This window comes from Nioella sp., from assembly GCF_964229645.1.
Taxonomy (GTDB): Bacteria; Pseudomonadota; Alphaproteobacteria; order Rhodobacterales; family Rhodobacteraceae; genus Nioella.
The window spans coordinates 1-16,224 of record NZ_CAXREX010000131.1 but is presented as its reverse complement, the minus strand read 5'-3'; the positions used below and the strand labels follow the sequence as shown (position 1 = coordinate 16,224).

General features: G+C 64.6%; 17 protein-coding genes. 5 read left to right on the top strand and 12 right to left on the bottom strand.

The annotated features are described in order from the left end of the window. The 3 genes from ACEQXV_RS08770 to ACEQXV_RS08760 all read right to left on the bottom strand — a co-directional run. On the bottom strand, positions 1–1,374 hold a 1,374-nt coding region (locus ACEQXV_RS08770; protein WP_370268805.1), incomplete at its 3' end, for a gamma-glutamyltransferase family protein. A 239-nt stretch (positions 1,375–1,613) separates the two neighbouring features. Further along, complete coding sequence (locus tag ACEQXV_RS08765; protein ID WP_370268804.1) at positions 1,614–2,105, bottom strand: ATP-binding protein; 492 nt, start codon at positions 2,103–2,105, stop codon at positions 1,614–1,616. A gap of 8 nt (positions 2,106–2,113) precedes the next feature. Beyond that, positions 2,114–2,464, bottom strand: a complete 351-nt coding sequence (locus ACEQXV_RS08760) for an STAS domain-containing protein (protein ID WP_370251868.1) — start codon at positions 2,462–2,464, stop codon at positions 2,114–2,116. Between the two features lie 92 nt (positions 2,465–2,556). Here ACEQXV_RS08760 and ACEQXV_RS08755 point away from each other — a divergent pair, with 92 nt between their 5' ends. Next, positions 2,557–3,768: an acetyl-CoA C-acyltransferase gene (locus tag ACEQXV_RS08755; protein WP_370268802.1), complete on the top strand. Its 1,212-nt coding sequence runs from the start codon at positions 2,557–2,559 to the stop codon at positions 3,766–3,768. 103 nt (positions 3,769–3,871) lie between these two features. Then, complete coding sequence (locus tag ACEQXV_RS08750; RefSeq protein ID WP_370251871.1) at positions 3,872–4,324, top strand: GAF domain-containing protein; 453 nt, start codon at positions 3,872–3,874, stop codon at positions 4,322–4,324. Between the two features lie 58 nt (positions 4,325–4,382). On the opposite strand, the gene ACEQXV_RS08745 is transcribed toward ACEQXV_RS08750, so the two are convergent. The 3 genes from ACEQXV_RS08745 to ACEQXV_RS08735 all read right to left on the bottom strand — a co-directional run bounded on the left by ACEQXV_RS08745 (position 4,383) and on the right by ACEQXV_RS08735 (position 8,539). Next, positions 4,383–5,549, bottom strand: coding sequence for a DNA recombination protein RmuC (locus tag ACEQXV_RS08745; protein WP_370268800.1), 1,167 nt, complete (start codon positions 5,547–5,549; stop codon positions 4,383–4,385). Beyond that, positions 5,546–7,390, bottom strand: coding sequence for a DNA mismatch repair endonuclease MutL (gene mutL / locus ACEQXV_RS08740; RefSeq protein WP_370268798.1), 1,845 nt, complete (start codon positions 7,388–7,390; stop codon positions 5,546–5,548). Before mutL ends, ACEQXV_RS08745 begins: the two co-directional genes overlap by 4 nt. 87 nt (positions 7,391–7,477) lie before the next feature. Next, positions 7,478–8,539: a Hint domain-containing protein gene (locus tag ACEQXV_RS08735; protein WP_370268797.1), complete on the bottom strand. Its 1,062-nt coding sequence runs from the start codon at positions 8,537–8,539 to the stop codon at positions 7,478–7,480. A gap of 236 nt (positions 8,540–8,775) precedes the next feature. Here ACEQXV_RS08735 and ACEQXV_RS08730 point away from each other — a divergent pair, with 236 nt between their 5' ends. Both ACEQXV_RS08730 and ACEQXV_RS08725 read left to right on the top strand, forming a co-directional pair. Next, positions 8,776–9,201, top strand: a complete 426-nt coding sequence (locus tag ACEQXV_RS08730) for a BrnA antitoxin family protein (protein ID WP_370251687.1) — start codon at positions 8,776–8,778, stop codon at positions 9,199–9,201. A gap of 240 nt (positions 9,202–9,441) precedes the next feature. Further along, the gene (locus tag ACEQXV_RS08725; RefSeq protein WP_370268795.1) at positions 9,442–10,371 is read left to right on the top strand and encodes a Hint domain-containing protein; all 930 of its coding nucleotides are present in this window, start codon (positions 9,442–9,444) and stop codon (positions 10,369–10,371) included. Between the two features lie 3 nt (positions 10,372–10,374). On the opposite strand, the gene ACEQXV_RS08720 is transcribed toward ACEQXV_RS08725, so the two are convergent. Next, positions 10,375–10,710 (bottom strand): zinc ribbon domain-containing protein YjdM, encoded by a 336-nt coding sequence (locus tag ACEQXV_RS08720; RefSeq protein WP_370251689.1) that lies wholly within the window; start codon positions 10,708–10,710, stop codon positions 10,375–10,377. Between the two features lie 250 nt (positions 10,711–10,960). Between ACEQXV_RS08720 and ACEQXV_RS08715 the strand changes: the two genes are divergently transcribed. Next, positions 10,961–11,341, top strand: a complete 381-nt coding sequence (locus ACEQXV_RS08715) for a DUF1330 domain-containing protein (protein ID WP_370251691.1) — start codon at positions 10,961–10,963, stop codon at positions 11,339–11,341. 37 nt (positions 11,342–11,378) lie between these two features. Here ACEQXV_RS08715 and ACEQXV_RS08710 read toward each other — a convergent pair whose 3' ends face one another. The 5 genes from ACEQXV_RS08710 to lspA all read right to left on the bottom strand — a co-directional run. Continuing rightward, the gene (locus ACEQXV_RS08710) at positions 11,379–12,284 is read right to left on the bottom strand and encodes an NAD(P)-dependent oxidoreductase (RefSeq protein ID WP_370268794.1); all 906 of its coding nucleotides are present in this window, start codon (positions 12,282–12,284) and stop codon (positions 11,379–11,381) included. A 70-nt stretch (positions 12,285–12,354) separates the two neighbouring features. Then, a complete protein-coding gene (locus ACEQXV_RS08705) occupies positions 12,355–13,668 on the bottom strand; it encodes a M16 family metallopeptidase (RefSeq protein ID WP_370268792.1) in 1,314 nt (437 codons plus the stop codon). 11 nt (positions 13,669–13,679) lie between these two features. Continuing rightward, positions 13,680–15,005, bottom strand: a complete 1,326-nt coding sequence (locus ACEQXV_RS08700) for a M16 family metallopeptidase (protein ID WP_370268790.1) — start codon at positions 15,003–15,005, stop codon at positions 13,680–13,682. Positions 15,006–15,115: 110 nt separating this feature from the next. Further along, positions 15,116–15,637 carry a DUF3035 domain-containing protein gene (locus ACEQXV_RS08695; protein ID WP_370268788.1) on the bottom strand — a complete coding sequence of 174 codons (522 nt, stop codon included), beginning with the start codon at positions 15,635–15,637 and terminating at the stop codon, positions 15,116–15,118. Positions 15,638–15,683: 46 nt separating this feature from the next. Further along, positions 15,684–16,224: signal peptidase II (lspA, locus tag ACEQXV_RS08690; protein WP_370268786.1), on the bottom strand; the 541-nt coding region annotated here is incomplete at its 5' end.

Below are 16,224 nucleotides of genomic sequence, written 5' to 3'. Positions count from 1 at the left end.
GGCGTCGATGGCGGCTTGCGGGTGCAGCCCGAAATCCACCGTGTTGGTGACGAAGCGGGCATGACCCGTCGCCTGGTAGGCCCCGCCCATGACACCGAAGGGCATCAGCGAGCCATCAGCCTCTCGCAACATGCCGGGGATGATCGTGTGCATGGGGCGCTTGCCGCCGCCGGCTTCGTTCGGGTGGCCCTGCTCCAGCGAGAAGCCCGCGCCGCGGTTGTGGAAGAGAATGCCAAACCTGTCGCTGGCCAGTCCCGACCCATATCCATCGAAGATCGAGTAGATCAGTGATACCGCCATCCGGTCGCGATCCACCACGGTGATATAGATGGTTTCACGGTGCACCGTTTCGGTCAGCGGTTTGGGGTCGGCCATGGCCCGTTTTGGATCAATCAATGCAGCCAGACTGGTCGCCGTTTCAGGGGCCAGCATATGCGCAAGCCGCGTGCAATGATCGGCATCCGCTATGAACCTGTTGCGCGCATCATAAGCCAGCTTGGTGGCCTCTGCCTCGATATGCAGCCGATCTGCGCCGAACGGGTCCATCGCAGGCAGGTCGAAATGGGACAGGATATTGGTCAGCAGCATCGCCGTAGCGCCCTGTCCATTGGGCGGCAGTTCGACCAGTTCGGCCCCCTTGTAGGGGTTCTTCAGCGGCGTGACGTAGTCACAGGCGGTGGCGGCAAAATCTTCCTCGGTATGGGTCCCGCCAAGCGCCCGGAGAGAGGCCAGCATATCGGCCGCGATTTCCCCTTCGTAGAAGGCCTTACGCCCGTCTTTTGCGATCCGGCGCAGAACCTCCGCCTGGCCGGGGGCGCGGAATACCTGGCCGAGGGCAGGAATCTGTCCGCCGATCAGGAAGTGATCTTTCGCGGCCCCCTGAAGCTTGGGACCGCTTTCCAGAACATCGAAAGCCACGCGCGGCGCGATCGGAACACCGTCCTCGGCGTATCGGATGGCCGGGGTCAGAACCTGGCCCAGGTCCAGCTTGCCGTGATCGCCGTGCAGGCGGCAGAACGCATCGACCGCACCTGGAATGGTGATGGCCGCAACATGCTGCCGCGGCATGGCGCTGTGTCCATCCGCGCGCAAAGTGTCTGCCGACAGGCCCGCCGGTGCCCGGCCAGATCCGTTCAGACCGATGATGTCGTCGCTCTCGGGGCGCTTGATAAGGGCAAAGCAGTCCCCGCCAATTCCGGTCATCTGCGGTTCGCAGAACCCCAGCAGAACAGCAGCGCCAATGGCGGCATCCACCGCGTTCCCACCCTGTTCCAGCAGGTTCAGGGCCACCTTGGCCGCCAGCGGATGGGACGTGGCGCACATGCCATTTTCTGCAAAGACTGCCGAGCGCCCTGGAAGATGAAAATCGCGCATCCTGATCCCTCTTGTTCTTTCGGCGCTACGGTAGGGCAAACCGGGGCGGTGGCAAGGGGGCCAATGTTTGGGGGAAGGGCAATGTACCTCGGCACCGCGCCACTGGGTGGGGGCTTTTAGACACGGCGCCGAGGGAAGCCATTGCAGCTACCCGACCGTTCTGCGTGAGATTCCCGGCAGCGTGACGGAGTGATTGGGGCTTTTTCGAGACTGGTTAATCAAATCCTGCACCAGTTGGCTCACAGCGGAGGAACTGTTTCCATATCAAGGTCAATCACGAAGCTCAGCCGGTTCATGCGACCCTGGCGCCGATAGGTCAGGTCACGGGTCATGTCGCGGATCAGGGCCCATCCGAATCCCCCTTCCGGAAGCGCCTGCACATCCAGCTTGTCCGGCGCGTGCCGCCGTGCAGGGGGCAGGCATCCATTTGGCATGGGCGCTCCCCAATCCCGCAACGTGCAGTGAATGGAATTGAACCAGACGGCGATATCCATCTCGATCCGCCCGTGCCCCTGGTCTCGATAGGCATGCTCCACCACGTTGTTCAAGGCTTCGGCAAGCACCAGTTCCAGGGCAAAGAGCTGACCGGTGGGCAGTCCCAGTTGAACCAGTGTCTGGTTCAGCCCGACCAGTTCCCGGGTGACAACCTCCGGCCGCGCCGTGAAGCTGCGCTGACAGCTCCAGCCGATAGGATCGGGCGGAAGAAAGCCGCCCCCAAGCGTAGAGGTCATCAGCCCCCTCATGCCGCGGGCTTGACCCCGTGCGCGGCGAGGGCTGCATCCACATCCTCATGGATGGGAAAGACAGCATTCATCCGGGTCAGGCGCATCACCTTGTCCACGGCGGGGCTTAGCCCCGAAAGGGCGAGTTGGCGTCCCTCGCCAAGCAACTTGCGGGCGGCCACCACCGCCCCCAGGCCCGAGCTGTCCAGGAACACCACGTTTTGCAGGTCCAGCACCACCGGGCCGGTCCAGTCGCGGATCAATTCGCGGAACCGATCCTTGAACTGGATCGCAACCGAGGCGTCGATCCGGTCAGGGACCACATGCAAAAGGGCCACCTCACCCCGAGCCTCCAACCTGATATCCATGGGCTCTCCTTTTTTGCCTGAGTGCAAATGACCCTAGACGGCAATCCTTTCCAAACGGTATCGAAGGGCGCGACGAAAGAAGGGAGAATTCTATGGATCAGGTGGTCATCTGCGGGGCATCTCGCACACCCATGGGCGGGTTCCAGGGCTGTTTCGCTGGCGTTTCGGCTTCCGATCTTGGCGGAGCGGCCATCAAGGCCGCCCTGGAGCAGTCCGGTGCATCCCCCGACGATGTGCAGGAACTGCTGATGGGCTGCGTTCTGCCGGCAGGCCAGGGCCAGGCTCCCGCGCGCCAGGCCGGTTTCAAGGCCGGTCTGGGTCAGTCCGTGCCCGCGACCACGCTCAACAAGATGTGCGGCTCGGGCATGAAGGCGGCGATGATCGCCTATGACCAGCTTGCGCTCGGCCAGACCGACCTGATGGTGGCCGGTGGAATGGAGAGCATGACCGAGGCCCCCTACCTCTTGCCGCAAATGCGGGGCGGTGCCCGCATCGGTCACGGGCGCACCGTGGACCACATGTTTCTTGACGGGCTGGAAGACGCCTATGACAAGGGCCGCCTGATGGGCACCTTCGCCGAGGATTGTGCCGAAGCGTTCCAGTTCACGCGCGAAGCCCAGGACAGCTATGCGCTCGCCTCTCTCTCGCGCGCGCTCGACGCGCAGGCATCCGGGGCATTCTCCGATGAAGTGACACCGGTGTCGATCGGCGGTCGCTATGGCGACCGGTCCGTTACCGCCGGCGCGCACGAAGGCTGGACAGTTGTGGCCGAGGACGAACAGCCCGCCAAGGCGCGCCCCGAGAAGATCCCCCAGCTCAAGCCGGCTTTCCGCAAGGATGGCACGGTGACGCCGGCGAATTCCTCTTCGATCTCAGATGGTGCGGCGGCCCTGGTCCTGGCCCGCGAAAGCGTGGCAACGGCCAAGGGCCTGCCCATCCGGGCCCGTATCCTGGGCCACGCCAGCCACGCGCAGGAACCCGGTTGGTTTACCACGGCACCCGTGCCGGCCGCAGAAAAGCTGCTGGCGCGGCTTGGATGGTCCAAGGAGGATGTGGACCTGTGGGAGGTCAACGAAGCCTTTGCCGTCGTTCCGATGGCGTTCATGCACAAGATGGGCCTGCCGCATGACAAGGTGAACGTGAATGGCGGGGCCTGCGCGCTCGGTCACCCAATCGGGGCCTCGGGCACAAGGATCATGGTCACGCTTCTCAATGCGCTTGAAAAGCGGGGCCTCAAACGCGGCATCGCTGCGATCTGCATCGGAGGCGGCGAGGGCACGGCCATCGCGATCGAGCGCCCCTGATCCCTTCATTGTTCCCCAAGTATCCCGGGGGGTCCGGGGGGCTGGCCCCCCGGCGGGTCGTCGCCGAAGGCGGCGAAACACCAACCCAGCTGACGGAGCCTCCATGTCCCTGGATTACACGAGTCTCGCACGGACCATCGCGGCCCTGACCAACGGCGAAACCGATGAGGTCGCACTCATGGCAACCATCGTGTGCGAGCTGCATCACGCGGATGAGCGGTTCGACTGGACAGGATTCTACCGCGTCACGGAGCCAGGGCTGCTCAAGATCGGCCCCTACCAGGGTGGCCACGGCTGCCTGCAAATTCCCTTTGACCGGGGCGTCTGCGGGGCCGCCGCGCGAACGGGAGAGGTGCAGCTGGTTCCCGATGTGGATGCCTTTCCGGGCCATATCGCCTGCGCCTCCTCCACCCGGTCAGAGCTCGTCCTTCCGGTCCGGAACAGCCAAGGCGACATCATCGCGGTGCTCGATATCGACAGCGACAAGCCCGACGCGTTCACCGAAGCCGATGCAGAGGGTTTGGCCGCAATTCTGAACGATTGCTTCACCCGCTAGGAGCGGGCCGGATTTTTTCGAAAAATCCGGGAAAAATCTTCGGCAAGATTTTTCCCGCCTATCGGCGGGGCAGGGGTACGACCTCGGCCTCGTCCTTGCCGCCCAGTTCCTCGAAATCGAAGCTGTCCAGCCGCGTTGCCCGCTTGCCCGCGCGCTCGGCCGCCGTGCTGATATCGTCGAGATCCTTGCGAGCCTGCCCGAAATGGGTGGTCAGCTTGCCCACGCGTTCCACCACCAGCTCCACGTCCCGATGCAGCATCGCCAACTGCTTGCGGATCGCGCCGGCCTGCTCGCGCATGCGCGCATCCTTCAGCACCGCGCGCATGGTATTCAGCGTGGCCATGCAGGTGGTGGGCGACACGATCCAGACCCGTGCGGCGAAGCCTTCGCGGACCAGTTCGGGGAAGTTGGCATGCAGTTCCGCGTAGACGGCTTCGGAGGGCAGGAACATGAGCGCCCCGTCAGCAGTTTCCCCGTCGATGATGTAGCGCTCGGAAATTGCCTTGATATGGCCGCGCACCGCGGTGCGCAGGGCACGCGCTGCCTCGTCGGCCTCTCGCTGGTTCTGGGCCCGGCGAAGCGCCTCGTAGGGCTCCAGCGGAAACTTGGAGTCGATCACGATCGGCCCCGGCGGCTTGGGCAGGTGGATCAGGCAGTCGGCGCGGCGTCCGTTGGGCATGGTCGCCTGCAAGGTGTAGCTGTCCGGCGGCAGCGCCTTGTGCACGATGTCGTTGAGCTGAATTTCCCCGAACGCTCCGCGCGTCTGCTTGTTCGACAGGATGTCCTGCAATCCCAGCACATCGCCCGACAGCTTCTCAATCTTGGCCTGCGCCTTATCGATCTGTTCCAGCCGCTGCTGCAATTCACCAAGGCTGCGCGCCGTGCGGGTCGAGGTGCCGTGCAGGGTTTCGCCCATGCTTTTCTGCACCTCTTCCAGTCGCCGCTCCATCACTTCCAGCATCTGTGCCTGGGACCGTGCCTGAAGTTCGCTGACATGGCTGATGCCACCCGCCAGTTGGTGCTGACCGTCAGAGAGCGACTGCACCCGGTTGCCCAGGGCACCCATCTGCTGCGCAAGCGGCTCCATCGCGCGGGCGGTCCTGTTCGCGGCCGACGCCGAGCGCAGCACGAGGATGAGCAGCAGCAGAACCACCGCAGCCCCGCCAAGGGCAAGCAGGGTCAGGGGGTCGGACAGGTCGATCTGGGTCTCGCCAAGCTGGATCATGTGCGCCCGAAAAGCCTTTCGATGTCAGAGAGCTTGAGCTCCACATAGGTCGGGCGTCCGTGGTTGCACTGGCCCGAATGGGGGGTGGCCTCCATCTCGCGCAGGAGGGCGTTCATCTCCTCCGCGCGCATTTGCCGGCCCGAGCGGATCGACCCGTGGCAGGCGACGCGGGACAGGATCGCTTCGATCCGGGCCTGCAAGGTCAGGCTTTCGCCCAGTTCGTCCAACTCGTCGAGGATGTCGCGCAGCATCGCCTCGGCATTCACGGGGCCGAGGATCGCGGGCGTGGCCTGCACGGCGATGGTGCCCGGCCCGAAGGGTTCCAGCACAAGCCCAAGCCGGGCGAGGTCATCGGCCAGTTCCAGAAGCGCCCCGGCGTCGTTGTCTCCCAGGGTCACGATCTCGGGGATCAGGAGCGCCTGCGATGCGACCCCGTTTTCCGACATCTGGCGCTTGAGCTTTTCATAGACCAGCCGTTCATGCGCGGCATGCTGGTCGACGATCACCATCCCGGTTTCGGTCTGCGCGATGATGTAGTTTTCATGCACCTGCGCCCGGGCCGCGCCAAGCGGATGCCGGGTGGCCTCGGGCGTCTCCTCGACAGGTTCCACCCGCGCCGAGGTCGAGGTGAAATCCGCAGGCCCCTCGGCAAAGCCGGGGCTTGGGGCCTGCCAGTCGCGCGCGGCACGAAGGGCGCCCTGAGAGGGCCTGTCCATCTGGTAGACCCGCGCCGGACCGGGCTCTGGCCGGAAAGCACCAAGTGTTGCGTCTGCCACGGTCGTGGACGCGCGGTGCCCCGCTTCGGCCAGGGCATGACGCAGGGCCGAAACGATCAGTCCGCGCACGACGCCGGGTTCGCGGAACCGGACCTCGGCCTTGGCCGGGTGAACGTTCACGTCGACGCGTTCCGGCGGGCAATCCACGAACAGGGCCACTGCCGGATGGCGGTCTCGACTGAGAAAATCGGCATAGGCCCCGCGCAGCGCACCCACCAGCAGCTTGTCCTTCACGGGCCTGCCATTGACGAAGAGGTACTGCGCCGTTGCCGCGCCGCGCGAATAGGTGGGTAGGGCCGCATAGCCGACCAGCCGCACGCCTTCGCGCTCGGCTTCGATGGGCAGGGCGTTCTCGATGAAGTCACGACCCATGACCTGGCCAAGCCGCGCCCCAAGGGCATCGAACAGCTCACCCTGTTCCGGGTCAGCGCGGAACAGCACCCGGTTCTGTCCATCGGTCATGTCGCGCAGGGTAAAGCCCACGGCAGGCTCGGCCATGGCAAGGCGTTTGACCACGTCGGTGATTGCCTGCATCTCTGCCCGATCGGTGCGCAGGAACTTGAGCCTGGCAGGCGTCGCGAAGAAGAGGTCTCGCAGTTCGACCACGGTTCCGCCCGACAGGGCCGCTGGCCGCACCACGGAATGCCGCCCGCCGGTCACGGCGATGGAATGGGCTTCCCCCCCGGCCTCGGAACGGCTGGTGATCACCAGTCGGCCGACCGAACCGAGCGAGGGCAGCGCCTCGCCCCGGAAGCCGAAGGAGTGAATGTTCAGAAGGTCGGAACCGTCGATCTTCGACGTCGCGTGACGAGCCAGGGCGAGCGGCAGGTCTTCTGCCCCCATGCCACAGCCATTGTCGATGACCCGGATCAGGCTCTTGCCGCCATTGGCAACCTCGACCGTGATGCGATCGGCCCCGGAATCGATGGCGTTTTCGACCAGTTCCTTCACGGCGGAAGCCGGCCGTTCCACCACCTCACCTGCGGCAATGCGATTGACCACGGTTTCGTCCAACTGACGGATAACCGGGCGGTTTTCGCCTATCTTGGGGTCAGGGATGGCCATGCCACAACAGATAGCATGGCTCGGAACGATTCGGAAACGTCGCTTGCGCCGGGGGGTGGGAAAGGGCGGCCCCGTGCCGAGACCCGGTCAGAGCAGGGCTGCTTCCCACCGTTTGAGCAGAAGCCGCGCAGGGGCGGGAGCGCTCGCATCTGGGCAAGCCAGTTCCGGAAAGAGCCGCAGGAGTTCGTCCCGGCTGGCATCAGGCAATGCCGGCAACGTCATTGGTCCTGGTCGAAAACTCTCGGCGGCCAGGCCATCGGCGAAGACGATTTCATGGCGATCGAACATGAAGTGAATGTAGGTGACGCCTTGGTCCGGAATCGGCTGACTGAACCCATCGCGGTCGAGCAGGTCCTTGGCCGCCACCAGCACCTCGGTTTCCCCGAAAAGAAGCGGAAGCGTTCGCCCGCTTACCAGCAGGCGATGCTGCGGAGACAAGGCCATGTCCCTGGCCGGGCGACCGTGCCCAAGCGCGCCCTTGCGCAGCTGGACGGGACGCAGGGAAGGATCGGCCAGCAGCTGGCCCAGGCTGAGAACAACCTTGCCGATCCAGCGGATGGGTTGGGGGGGGTGGTCGAGGGTTTTGACGAGGTCGCCGACGGCCAGGTGCTCGACGGGGACCGGGCCGGAGGGCGTGTCGATCAGGGTTCCGGGGGTGAAACAGGGCACGACCAGATCGACCACGTCAATCGGCGCCTGGCCCGAACGTCCCGGCCCCTCAGTGGCCCCAAGGACCGTCAACGGTTCCCCGACGGGGGGCCAGGCCTGGGGCGGGCCGACGAGGGCGATACCCTCCACCGTGCCAAAGGCCGGCGAGGAGTTCCGCACGTTCACGGCGAGGATTTCGTAGCTGTTGCCGACACTGTCCTGAACGATGATCCGGTATTCCGCCTCGATCCCGGTGCCCGAAGAATATGTCACGCCATCAATGGTTTGCGCGCCATCCAGGCGCTGGGTCATATCATTGTCGTCGAACCTGGTATCCGACCCGGCATCGCTGATGTCGACCTCAAGCCAGTCCGCGGAATTCAGCGTGATGGTTTCGCCGACAAGGTGACTGCCGTTGCCCTGGGTGATGCCATCAAGGGTGACGCCGCCGCTGACGGAGAGGTTGGACTCTTCAAGAATCCAGATGGAGTAATTCGCCATACTTGCTACTCGATACGCGTGCCATTTTGGGCCTCGTCTTTTACGCGAGGCTTCTTGAACCTTTGTCACCCTAGCCCATCTGGCGCGATCAGGAAAGCGCCCCAAAACGGGGGGTGCCCCCCGTACACCCCCTGTGCACCCCCCATACACCCCCCGTGCAGACGAAACGGCGATAAACGGGATTTTAGGAAAACGCTGTCAGACTGCCCGCCGTTTTCCCAAATCGAGGACCGGCCATGAACCTGGATGGCAAACCGCTGAGCGCCAAGCAGCGGGAACATCATCACTACCTTGTCGATGCCATGGCGCGCATCGACTACGACCTGCACAACCGCATCTACATCCACCGTCGCGTGCCGAGCGACTGGATCAGGATCGCGACCTCGCCCACGGCCAGGAAGAAGCGGGTCACGATCCGGGTGGATGAAGACGTGCTGAAATTCTTCCGCTCCCTAGGCCCCGACTACGGCCCCCGGATGAACGACGTTCTCAAGTCCTTCATGCAGGCGCGGCTGATGGGGTTGCTGCACGGGGACGAGACCATCGACCAGTTCAAGGAGCAGGAGGACACTGGCCCCCGCAAGCGCCCGCAATGGGGATGGACAGAGGCACAGATCGCCGAAAGCGAGGCCTGGCACAAGGCGAGACGGGGGGAAGAGTGAAGGGGCCCGTGGATCAGGGCGAAGCTGGCGGCGCGCGCCGTGGCCTGATGGCGAGTGGCAGGCAGGGCTGCCCACCCTACGCGTCTTGGTGCTTTCAAAAATGGCGTGAGATACGCAGACACTCAGCGCAACAAACGGAACGCACTTTTGATTAAGAATATTGACCTTTGATAGTCGCGGATTAACGTTTCTTGACGACGCTACCGTCAAGAGAACCGGCAACTAATCCAGAGGGCGGAAATGGTTCAAACGTTCTTTTCCCACTATGTAACGCTGCAAGGCTCTGACGACGGGTCCACGCTGAGTTGGACAGTGACATCGGCGGGCGGTTCAAACTTCGTTGAGGACAGCAATGCCGATGGAAACCTGGACACTGGGGGAGGAAGTGACACTGCGGACTATCTGATCGTTCCTTCCCAGCCATTCACGGGCTTCTACTATGTCGCGCCAAATGGACAGAGTTACGCCATTTACGCTTCGGGCAGCGCTCTTGGTGATTACTTCATCCCATACAATGCCGCCGATTACGATCTGCTTGCCAACATGCCAAGCTCTGGCAGCACTACACAGCAAGCCGAAAATTTTTCTCCGACTGGCAATCCGGTCTGTTTTCTTGCTGATAGCATGATCGCAACTCCGGGAGGCGAACGGAGGATACAGGATCTTGAAAGCGGTGAGCTCATCCTTGCTTCCTGTGGGAAAACGATTGAAATCAAGTGGATCGGCCGCCAGACAGTCTCCACCCGCTTTGGCCCTGCCGAGCGGCTGATGCCGGTGCGCTTTGCGGCGGGCGCGCTGGGCGAGGGTGTGCCGTCGGCTGACCTGACCGTCACGGCGGATCACGGGATGCTGGTGGATGGGGTCATTTGCCACGCGGGCGCGCTGGTGAACGGGACGACCATTACGCGCGTGCCTTTGGCCGAAATGGGGGAGACCTATGTGGTCTACCATATCGAAACCGAGGAACACGAGATCATCCTCGCCAACGGCGCCTCTGCCGAAACGTTCATCGACAATGTCTCGCGCCGGGTCTTTGACAACTACGCTGAGTTCGAGGCGCTTTATGGTGACGTGCCGGAAATGGCGGAGCTGCCCTATCCCCGCGCGATGTCTGCCCGGCAGGTGCCGGAGCGGATCAGGGCGAAGCTGGTAGGTGCTGCGGCGGCCTGAGCCTCAGTCAGAGACCTTCTTCACGAATTGCGACTTCAGGCCCATCGGGCCGATGCCGGGGATCTTGCAGTCGATGTCATGGTCTCCGCCCACAAGCCGGATGTTGCGCACCTTGGTGCCGACCTTGACCACGGTCGAGCTGCCCTTGACCTTGAGATCCTTGATCACGGTGACCGTGTCGCCATCGGCGAGCGGGTTGCCGACGGCATCGCGGATCACCTCGGCGCCGTCCTCGCCCGGGGCCCATTCATGGCCGCATTCGGGGCAATTGAGCAGCGCGTCCACCTGGTAGGTGAAGGCCGAGGAACAGGCGGGGCATGGGGGCAGGGTATCGCTCATGCCCTGGCTTTAGGCTGGGCGGAGCGTCGTGGCGAGAGGCCTTGCTGTCGCGGGGGTTTGCACGCGCCGCTATCGAAAGATTAGACGCATGGGCCGCCTCTGGCTATGCTGCGGCCAGGATCGCCCGGTTTTGGGGGGAAGGGCATCTATCAATCTCGAACCAAGCGAAGTCGGTTTTTCCGAGTATTCCGGGTATTGATTGCAGCGGTCCTGCATCGAGAAATCATTCATTTCTTTGAAAGGACACGACATGAAGAAGACCCTGACTGCCGCCATTGCAGCGGCCACATTCGGCTTGCCGGGTGCCGCGCTGGCTGACCCGGTTTACATCATCGCCACGATCACGGTGAATGACTGGGAAAGTTTCAACGCCGACTACGCCCCTGCCGCGGTTGGCGGCATCTTCGCCGCCGGAGGGGAGTTGCTGGTTGCCACGCCGGAGGCCACGGTTGTCGAGGGCAGCTACGATCACAACTGGACGGTGGTCGTGCGGTTCCCTTCGGAAGAGGCCGCAACCGGATTTTATGAATCGGCGGACTACCAGGCCGTCCTGCCGGTGCGCCTGGCCGCGACGAATACCGACACCTCGGTGCTTGTGATGGCGCCGCAATTCGTGCCTCCGGCGGAGTAGCCCGGCCGACCGGCATGACGCGAAGCCGGGTGCCCGATCAGTCGGCGTCGTCCGGTGACGCCCCGGCCCGGAAGCGAACGCCAAGCAGGCGTTCGTAGACCAGCATCATCGCGCCCTTGTCCTTGTCGCCGTGCCCCTCTTGCAGGGCTTGCTGGTAGGTGGCGGTGGCGGCGGCCAGCAGGGGCGCGGGGATCGCGTGGCGGGCCGTGATCCCGGCCCCGCCGACAAGGTCCTTGTAGGCGGCCTTCATCGGGTAGCCCTCGGAGAAGGATCCTTGCAGAATGCGGGGCAGGAAGAATTCGGATGCGTAGCTGCGCCCGGTGCCGGAATTGACGACCTGTTCCAGCTGCGCGGGGTCGAGCCCCAGCCGGACCGCCATCGGCAGGATTTCCGCAAGCGCGGCGATGTTGATGTCGAAGAGCAGGTTGTTGACCATCTTGGTCAGTTGCCCGGCGCCGGGCCCGCCCATGTGCAGGATGGTCGAGGCCATAGTGGACAGGGCGGGGCGCATCTGCGCCAGCACCTTGGCGTCGCCCCCCACCATCATGGTCAGCGTCCCGTCCTCGGCCCGGGCCTGCATGCCGGAGATCGGCGCGTCCAGCGACCGGAGCCCCATCTCCGCGAGGCGGCTGTGCATGTCGAGCGTCGGCTGGTGGTCGGAGGTGCCAGTGTCGATGACGGTGGTGCCGGGGGCGAGGTGGCGGGCAAGGCCCCCGTCCCGGTCGAAGAGCGCGGCTTCAACCGCCGTCGCGGAGGGCAGGCAGAGGATCAGGGCATCGACCTGCGCGAGGTCCGAGGGCGCGGTGAGGGGCGTTGCGCCGGCCGCCGCGACGCGGGCCAGCGCCGCAGGATCGCGGTCGGCGGCCAGCACGTCGAAGCTGCGCGCAAGGTTCATGGCCATCGGCCCGCCCATCTGGCCCAGGCCCACGAAGCCGATTGTCATTGCCCGGTTCCCCCGCATTGTTCCGGCCTCGCACGATGCGGGCCGGGTGCGGTAAGGTCAAGCAGGGCCGTCAGCCGTCGCTGGCCAGCCCCTCGGGCTGGCCGACCACCACGACATGAAGCCCCTCGGGGTCCATCAGGCGGGCGGCGACGCGCGCGATGTCTTCCAGCGTGACGGCCATGACCTGATCGTTGCGGGTGTTGATATAGTCCATGGGCATGCCGTCGAGCTGCATGCCCGACAGGATCCCGGCGATGGTGGCATTGCCCGTGAAGCGCAGGGCATAGGCCCCGGTCAGGTAGGTTTGCGCGGCCTCCAGTTCCTCGGCGGTGACGCCGTTGGCGGCCACGTCGGTCCATTCGGAGCGCAGCACCTCGATGGCCTCGGCGACGAGGTCATTCGACGAGGAGAACTGCCCCAGCATCATAGGCCCGTGGTCGAAGAGCACGAGGAAGGTGGAAATGCCGTAGGTCAGGCCGCGTTCGACCCGCACCTCCTGCATCAGGCGGGACCGGAAATTGCCGCCGCCGAGGATCTGGTTCAGCACGTAGGCGGCGAAGAAATCCGGGTCGTGGCGTTCGATCCCGGCATGGCCGAAGAAGGCCGTGGATTGCGGGGTGGGATAGTCGATCACGGTGATGCCGCCCGAAAGGTTATAGGGCGCATCGCCCGGCAGGGCGGTATTCGACAGAGGCAGGTCGCCAAGAAGGCGGTCGAGCAGCGGGCCCAGTTCCTCGGGCGTGATGTCGCCCGACACGCCCACGAAAACGCGGTCGCGCACAAGGGCCGCGCGATGCGCGGCGAACATGTCCTCGCGCGTCAGGGCCGAAACGCTGTCGGGCGTGCCCTCGTGCTCGGAGCCGTAGGGATGATCCCCGAAGGTCTGTTCGTAGAAGGCCGCCGAGGCGAGGTCGGAGGGATCGTGGTCATTGCTGTCGATGATCGAGAGCACCTGCGCGCGGACCCGGTCGAGCGCCGACTGTTCGAAGGTCGGCTCGACCAGCGCGGCGCGCAGAAGATCCACCGCCTCGTCGCGGTTCTGGGTCAGCATCCGCGCGGTGACGTTGAGCGAGTCGCGATAGGCGTCGAAGCCGAAATAGGCGGCGAGAGCCTCTGAGGCCGCGGCGAATTCCGCGTTGTCCATGTCGGCAGCGCCTTCTTCCAGCAGACCGGTCATCAGGTAGGTGGCGCCCCGGCGCCCCGGTGCGTCGAGCGAGGTGCCGCCTTCGAAGAGGATATCGAGCGCCACGAAGGGGATGGAGTGATCCTCGACCAGCCAGGCGGTGATGCCGCCGGGCGAGGTGACTTCCTGGATCTCCACCTGCGCGCGCGCGGGCAGGGTGGCGGCCAGGGTCAGGGCGAGAAACGCAAGGGTGCGGAACATGGGATGTCTCCTCACAGGCCGGGGGCGGTCAGGTAGCCGGTGACCGAGGTGCTTTCGGTGAAGATCATCCGGGCGGCCTCCATCACTTCTTCGGGGGTGATCGATGCGATGATGCCGGGCCAGGCCTCGATATCCTCGACCGTCAGGCCAGAGGTGAGCCCCACGCCATACATGCGGGCGAGATCGCCCACGTCGTCCTGGGCATAGATCATCTCGGCTTCCCATTGAAACTGGATGCGGGCGAACTGTTCGGGGTCGATGCCGTCTTCAAGGAACTGGGCAATGACCCGGTCAAGATCGGCCTCGGCCTCTTCCAGCGAGACGCCCGGCACCGGCACGTTGAAGAGCGAGAAGCTGGTATCGTCGAGATTGGTGCCGTTGTAGCTGGCGGCGGCATAGAGCGAGCGCTGTTCCTCGACCTGCAGCACGCGGGGCAGAACGGCGGTGGCCCCCGACCCGGCGAGGACGTTCGACAGCAGCGTGAGCGCCGCGGCCATGCGCTGATCGCCCGGATCGCGTTCGGGGGCGAGGTAGCTGCGCACCACGTAGGGGTCGGCCACCCGGGGATCTTCGTAATAGACGCGGCGATCGGCGATCTGGGGCGGCTCGGCAGGGCGCGCGCGCGGCTCGACGCCCGAGGGCGCGATGGGGCCGTAATGTTCCTCGGCCAATGCGCGCACCTCGTCCGGGGTCACGTCGCCCGCAACGATCAGGATCGCGTTATCGGGCGAATAGAAGTCGTGGTAGAAGGAAAACACGTCCTCGCGCCCGAGCGTTTCGATTTCGTGGCGCCAGCCCGAGATCGGGATGCGGTAGGGATGGGCGAGATAGAGCGAGGCGCGCATCTGTTCGTTGAAAAGGGCGCCTGCGCTGGAATCGGTGCGCTGCGCGCGTTCTTCGAGGATCACGCTGCGTTCGGTTTCGATGTCGTCATCGGTCAGCAGCAGGTTGCGCATCCGGTCGGCTTCCATCTGCATCATCAGCCCGAGCCGGTCCGACGCGATGCGCTGGAAATAACCGGTGTAGTCCCAGCTGGTGAAGGCATTGTCGGACCCGCCATTGGCCTCGACGACCTGGCTGAACTCTCCGTTCTCCAGGGTTTCGGTGGCCTTGAACATCAGGTGTTCGAGGAAATGCGCGATGCCCGAACGGCCCGGCGGTTCATCCGCGGCCCCGACCCGATACCACAGCATGTGAACCACGACGGGCGCGCGGTGATCCTCGATCACCACGGCCTGCATGCCGTTTTCGAGCGTGAACTCGGTCACCTCGGCGGCGCGGGCGATCGAAGAGATGGGCAGGCAGCACAGGCAGGCGGCCAGGGCGAAACGCAGCATTCACGAACCTCTTGCTCAATTCGGATGCCCCAAAGACATACGGTCTTTGCCGCGCGTATCAAGCACGGGTGACGGGGATGTGAGGGATTGGGACCTGCGCCGGGCGCGGATCAGTCGAGATTGCCGATCTCTTCGGGGGGCGCGGCCGGGGTGCGGATGCCTGCGGCGCGCATGCGCTCAAGCTCGGCATAGCGGTCGAGCGACATCGAGCGGTAGGCGCGGTGATAGACGTTCACGGCGGCGATGCGTTCGAGGATGCGACCATTGTTGTCGCGGCGGAATTCGAGGTCTTCCGCGGCCAGCGTTTCGCGGATGCCAGCGGCCATGCCGAAGCGTGTAACGTAGGTGATGAAGCCCTGGCTGCCGCCCGCGGCGCGGTTGATATTGCCCCCCAGGGCCGCGGCCACGTCGGCCTCGGGGTCGGGATCGGCGAGGTTGCTGCCGCCAAGCGTGGGCGTGGGCAGGGCCGCCATGTCGGTGGGCATTTCGAGCGGGCGGGTTGGCAGGATGGCAAATTCATCCGGCCCGTCGCCATCGGCGCGCAGGTTCAGCAGGCGCGGATCACCGCGGCTGCACGCGGACAGCGCCAGAAGCACCAGTCCTACACCGATCGCTGCACGAAGCCTGCTCATCCAGTTTCTCCTCTGCGGACGGGTTTAGCGCATGTTTTTGCCGCCGTCACGGGGTGATATTCTTCTCATCGGCGAAGATCAGCAACCCCAGGGCGCCGATGAAGATGCCGATATCGGCAATGTTGAAGGCATAGGGGTTTTCGAACCCGCAGCAGGTGGTGTTGAGAAAGTCCGCAACGGCCCCGTAGATCACCCGGTCGAAAGCATTGGCAATGGCCCCGCCCACGATCAGCCCTGCCGAGATCATCGAGATTCGCTTCTGCATGCGCTTGGACCACCACAGGATCCAGGCCGAGACCACGAAGGCCAGCGCCACCAGCAGCCAGCGGGTGGCATTCGCGTCGTTGGCGAGCAGCCCGAAATTCACGCCGGTGTTCCAGCCCATGCGGAAATTGAGCAGCGGTGGCAGCACCTCCATCTCGCCGATGGTCAGAAGGTCCATCTGGTAGAGGACGATCCATTTGCTGATCTGGTCCAGCGCGAACCAGAACAGCGCGGAGAGCAGCGTGAGGCGCAGATCGAATTCCTTCTGCCATAACGGTTTCGGCGCGTGCGGCGCCGACCCGGGGGGGGGGGGGGGGGGGGGG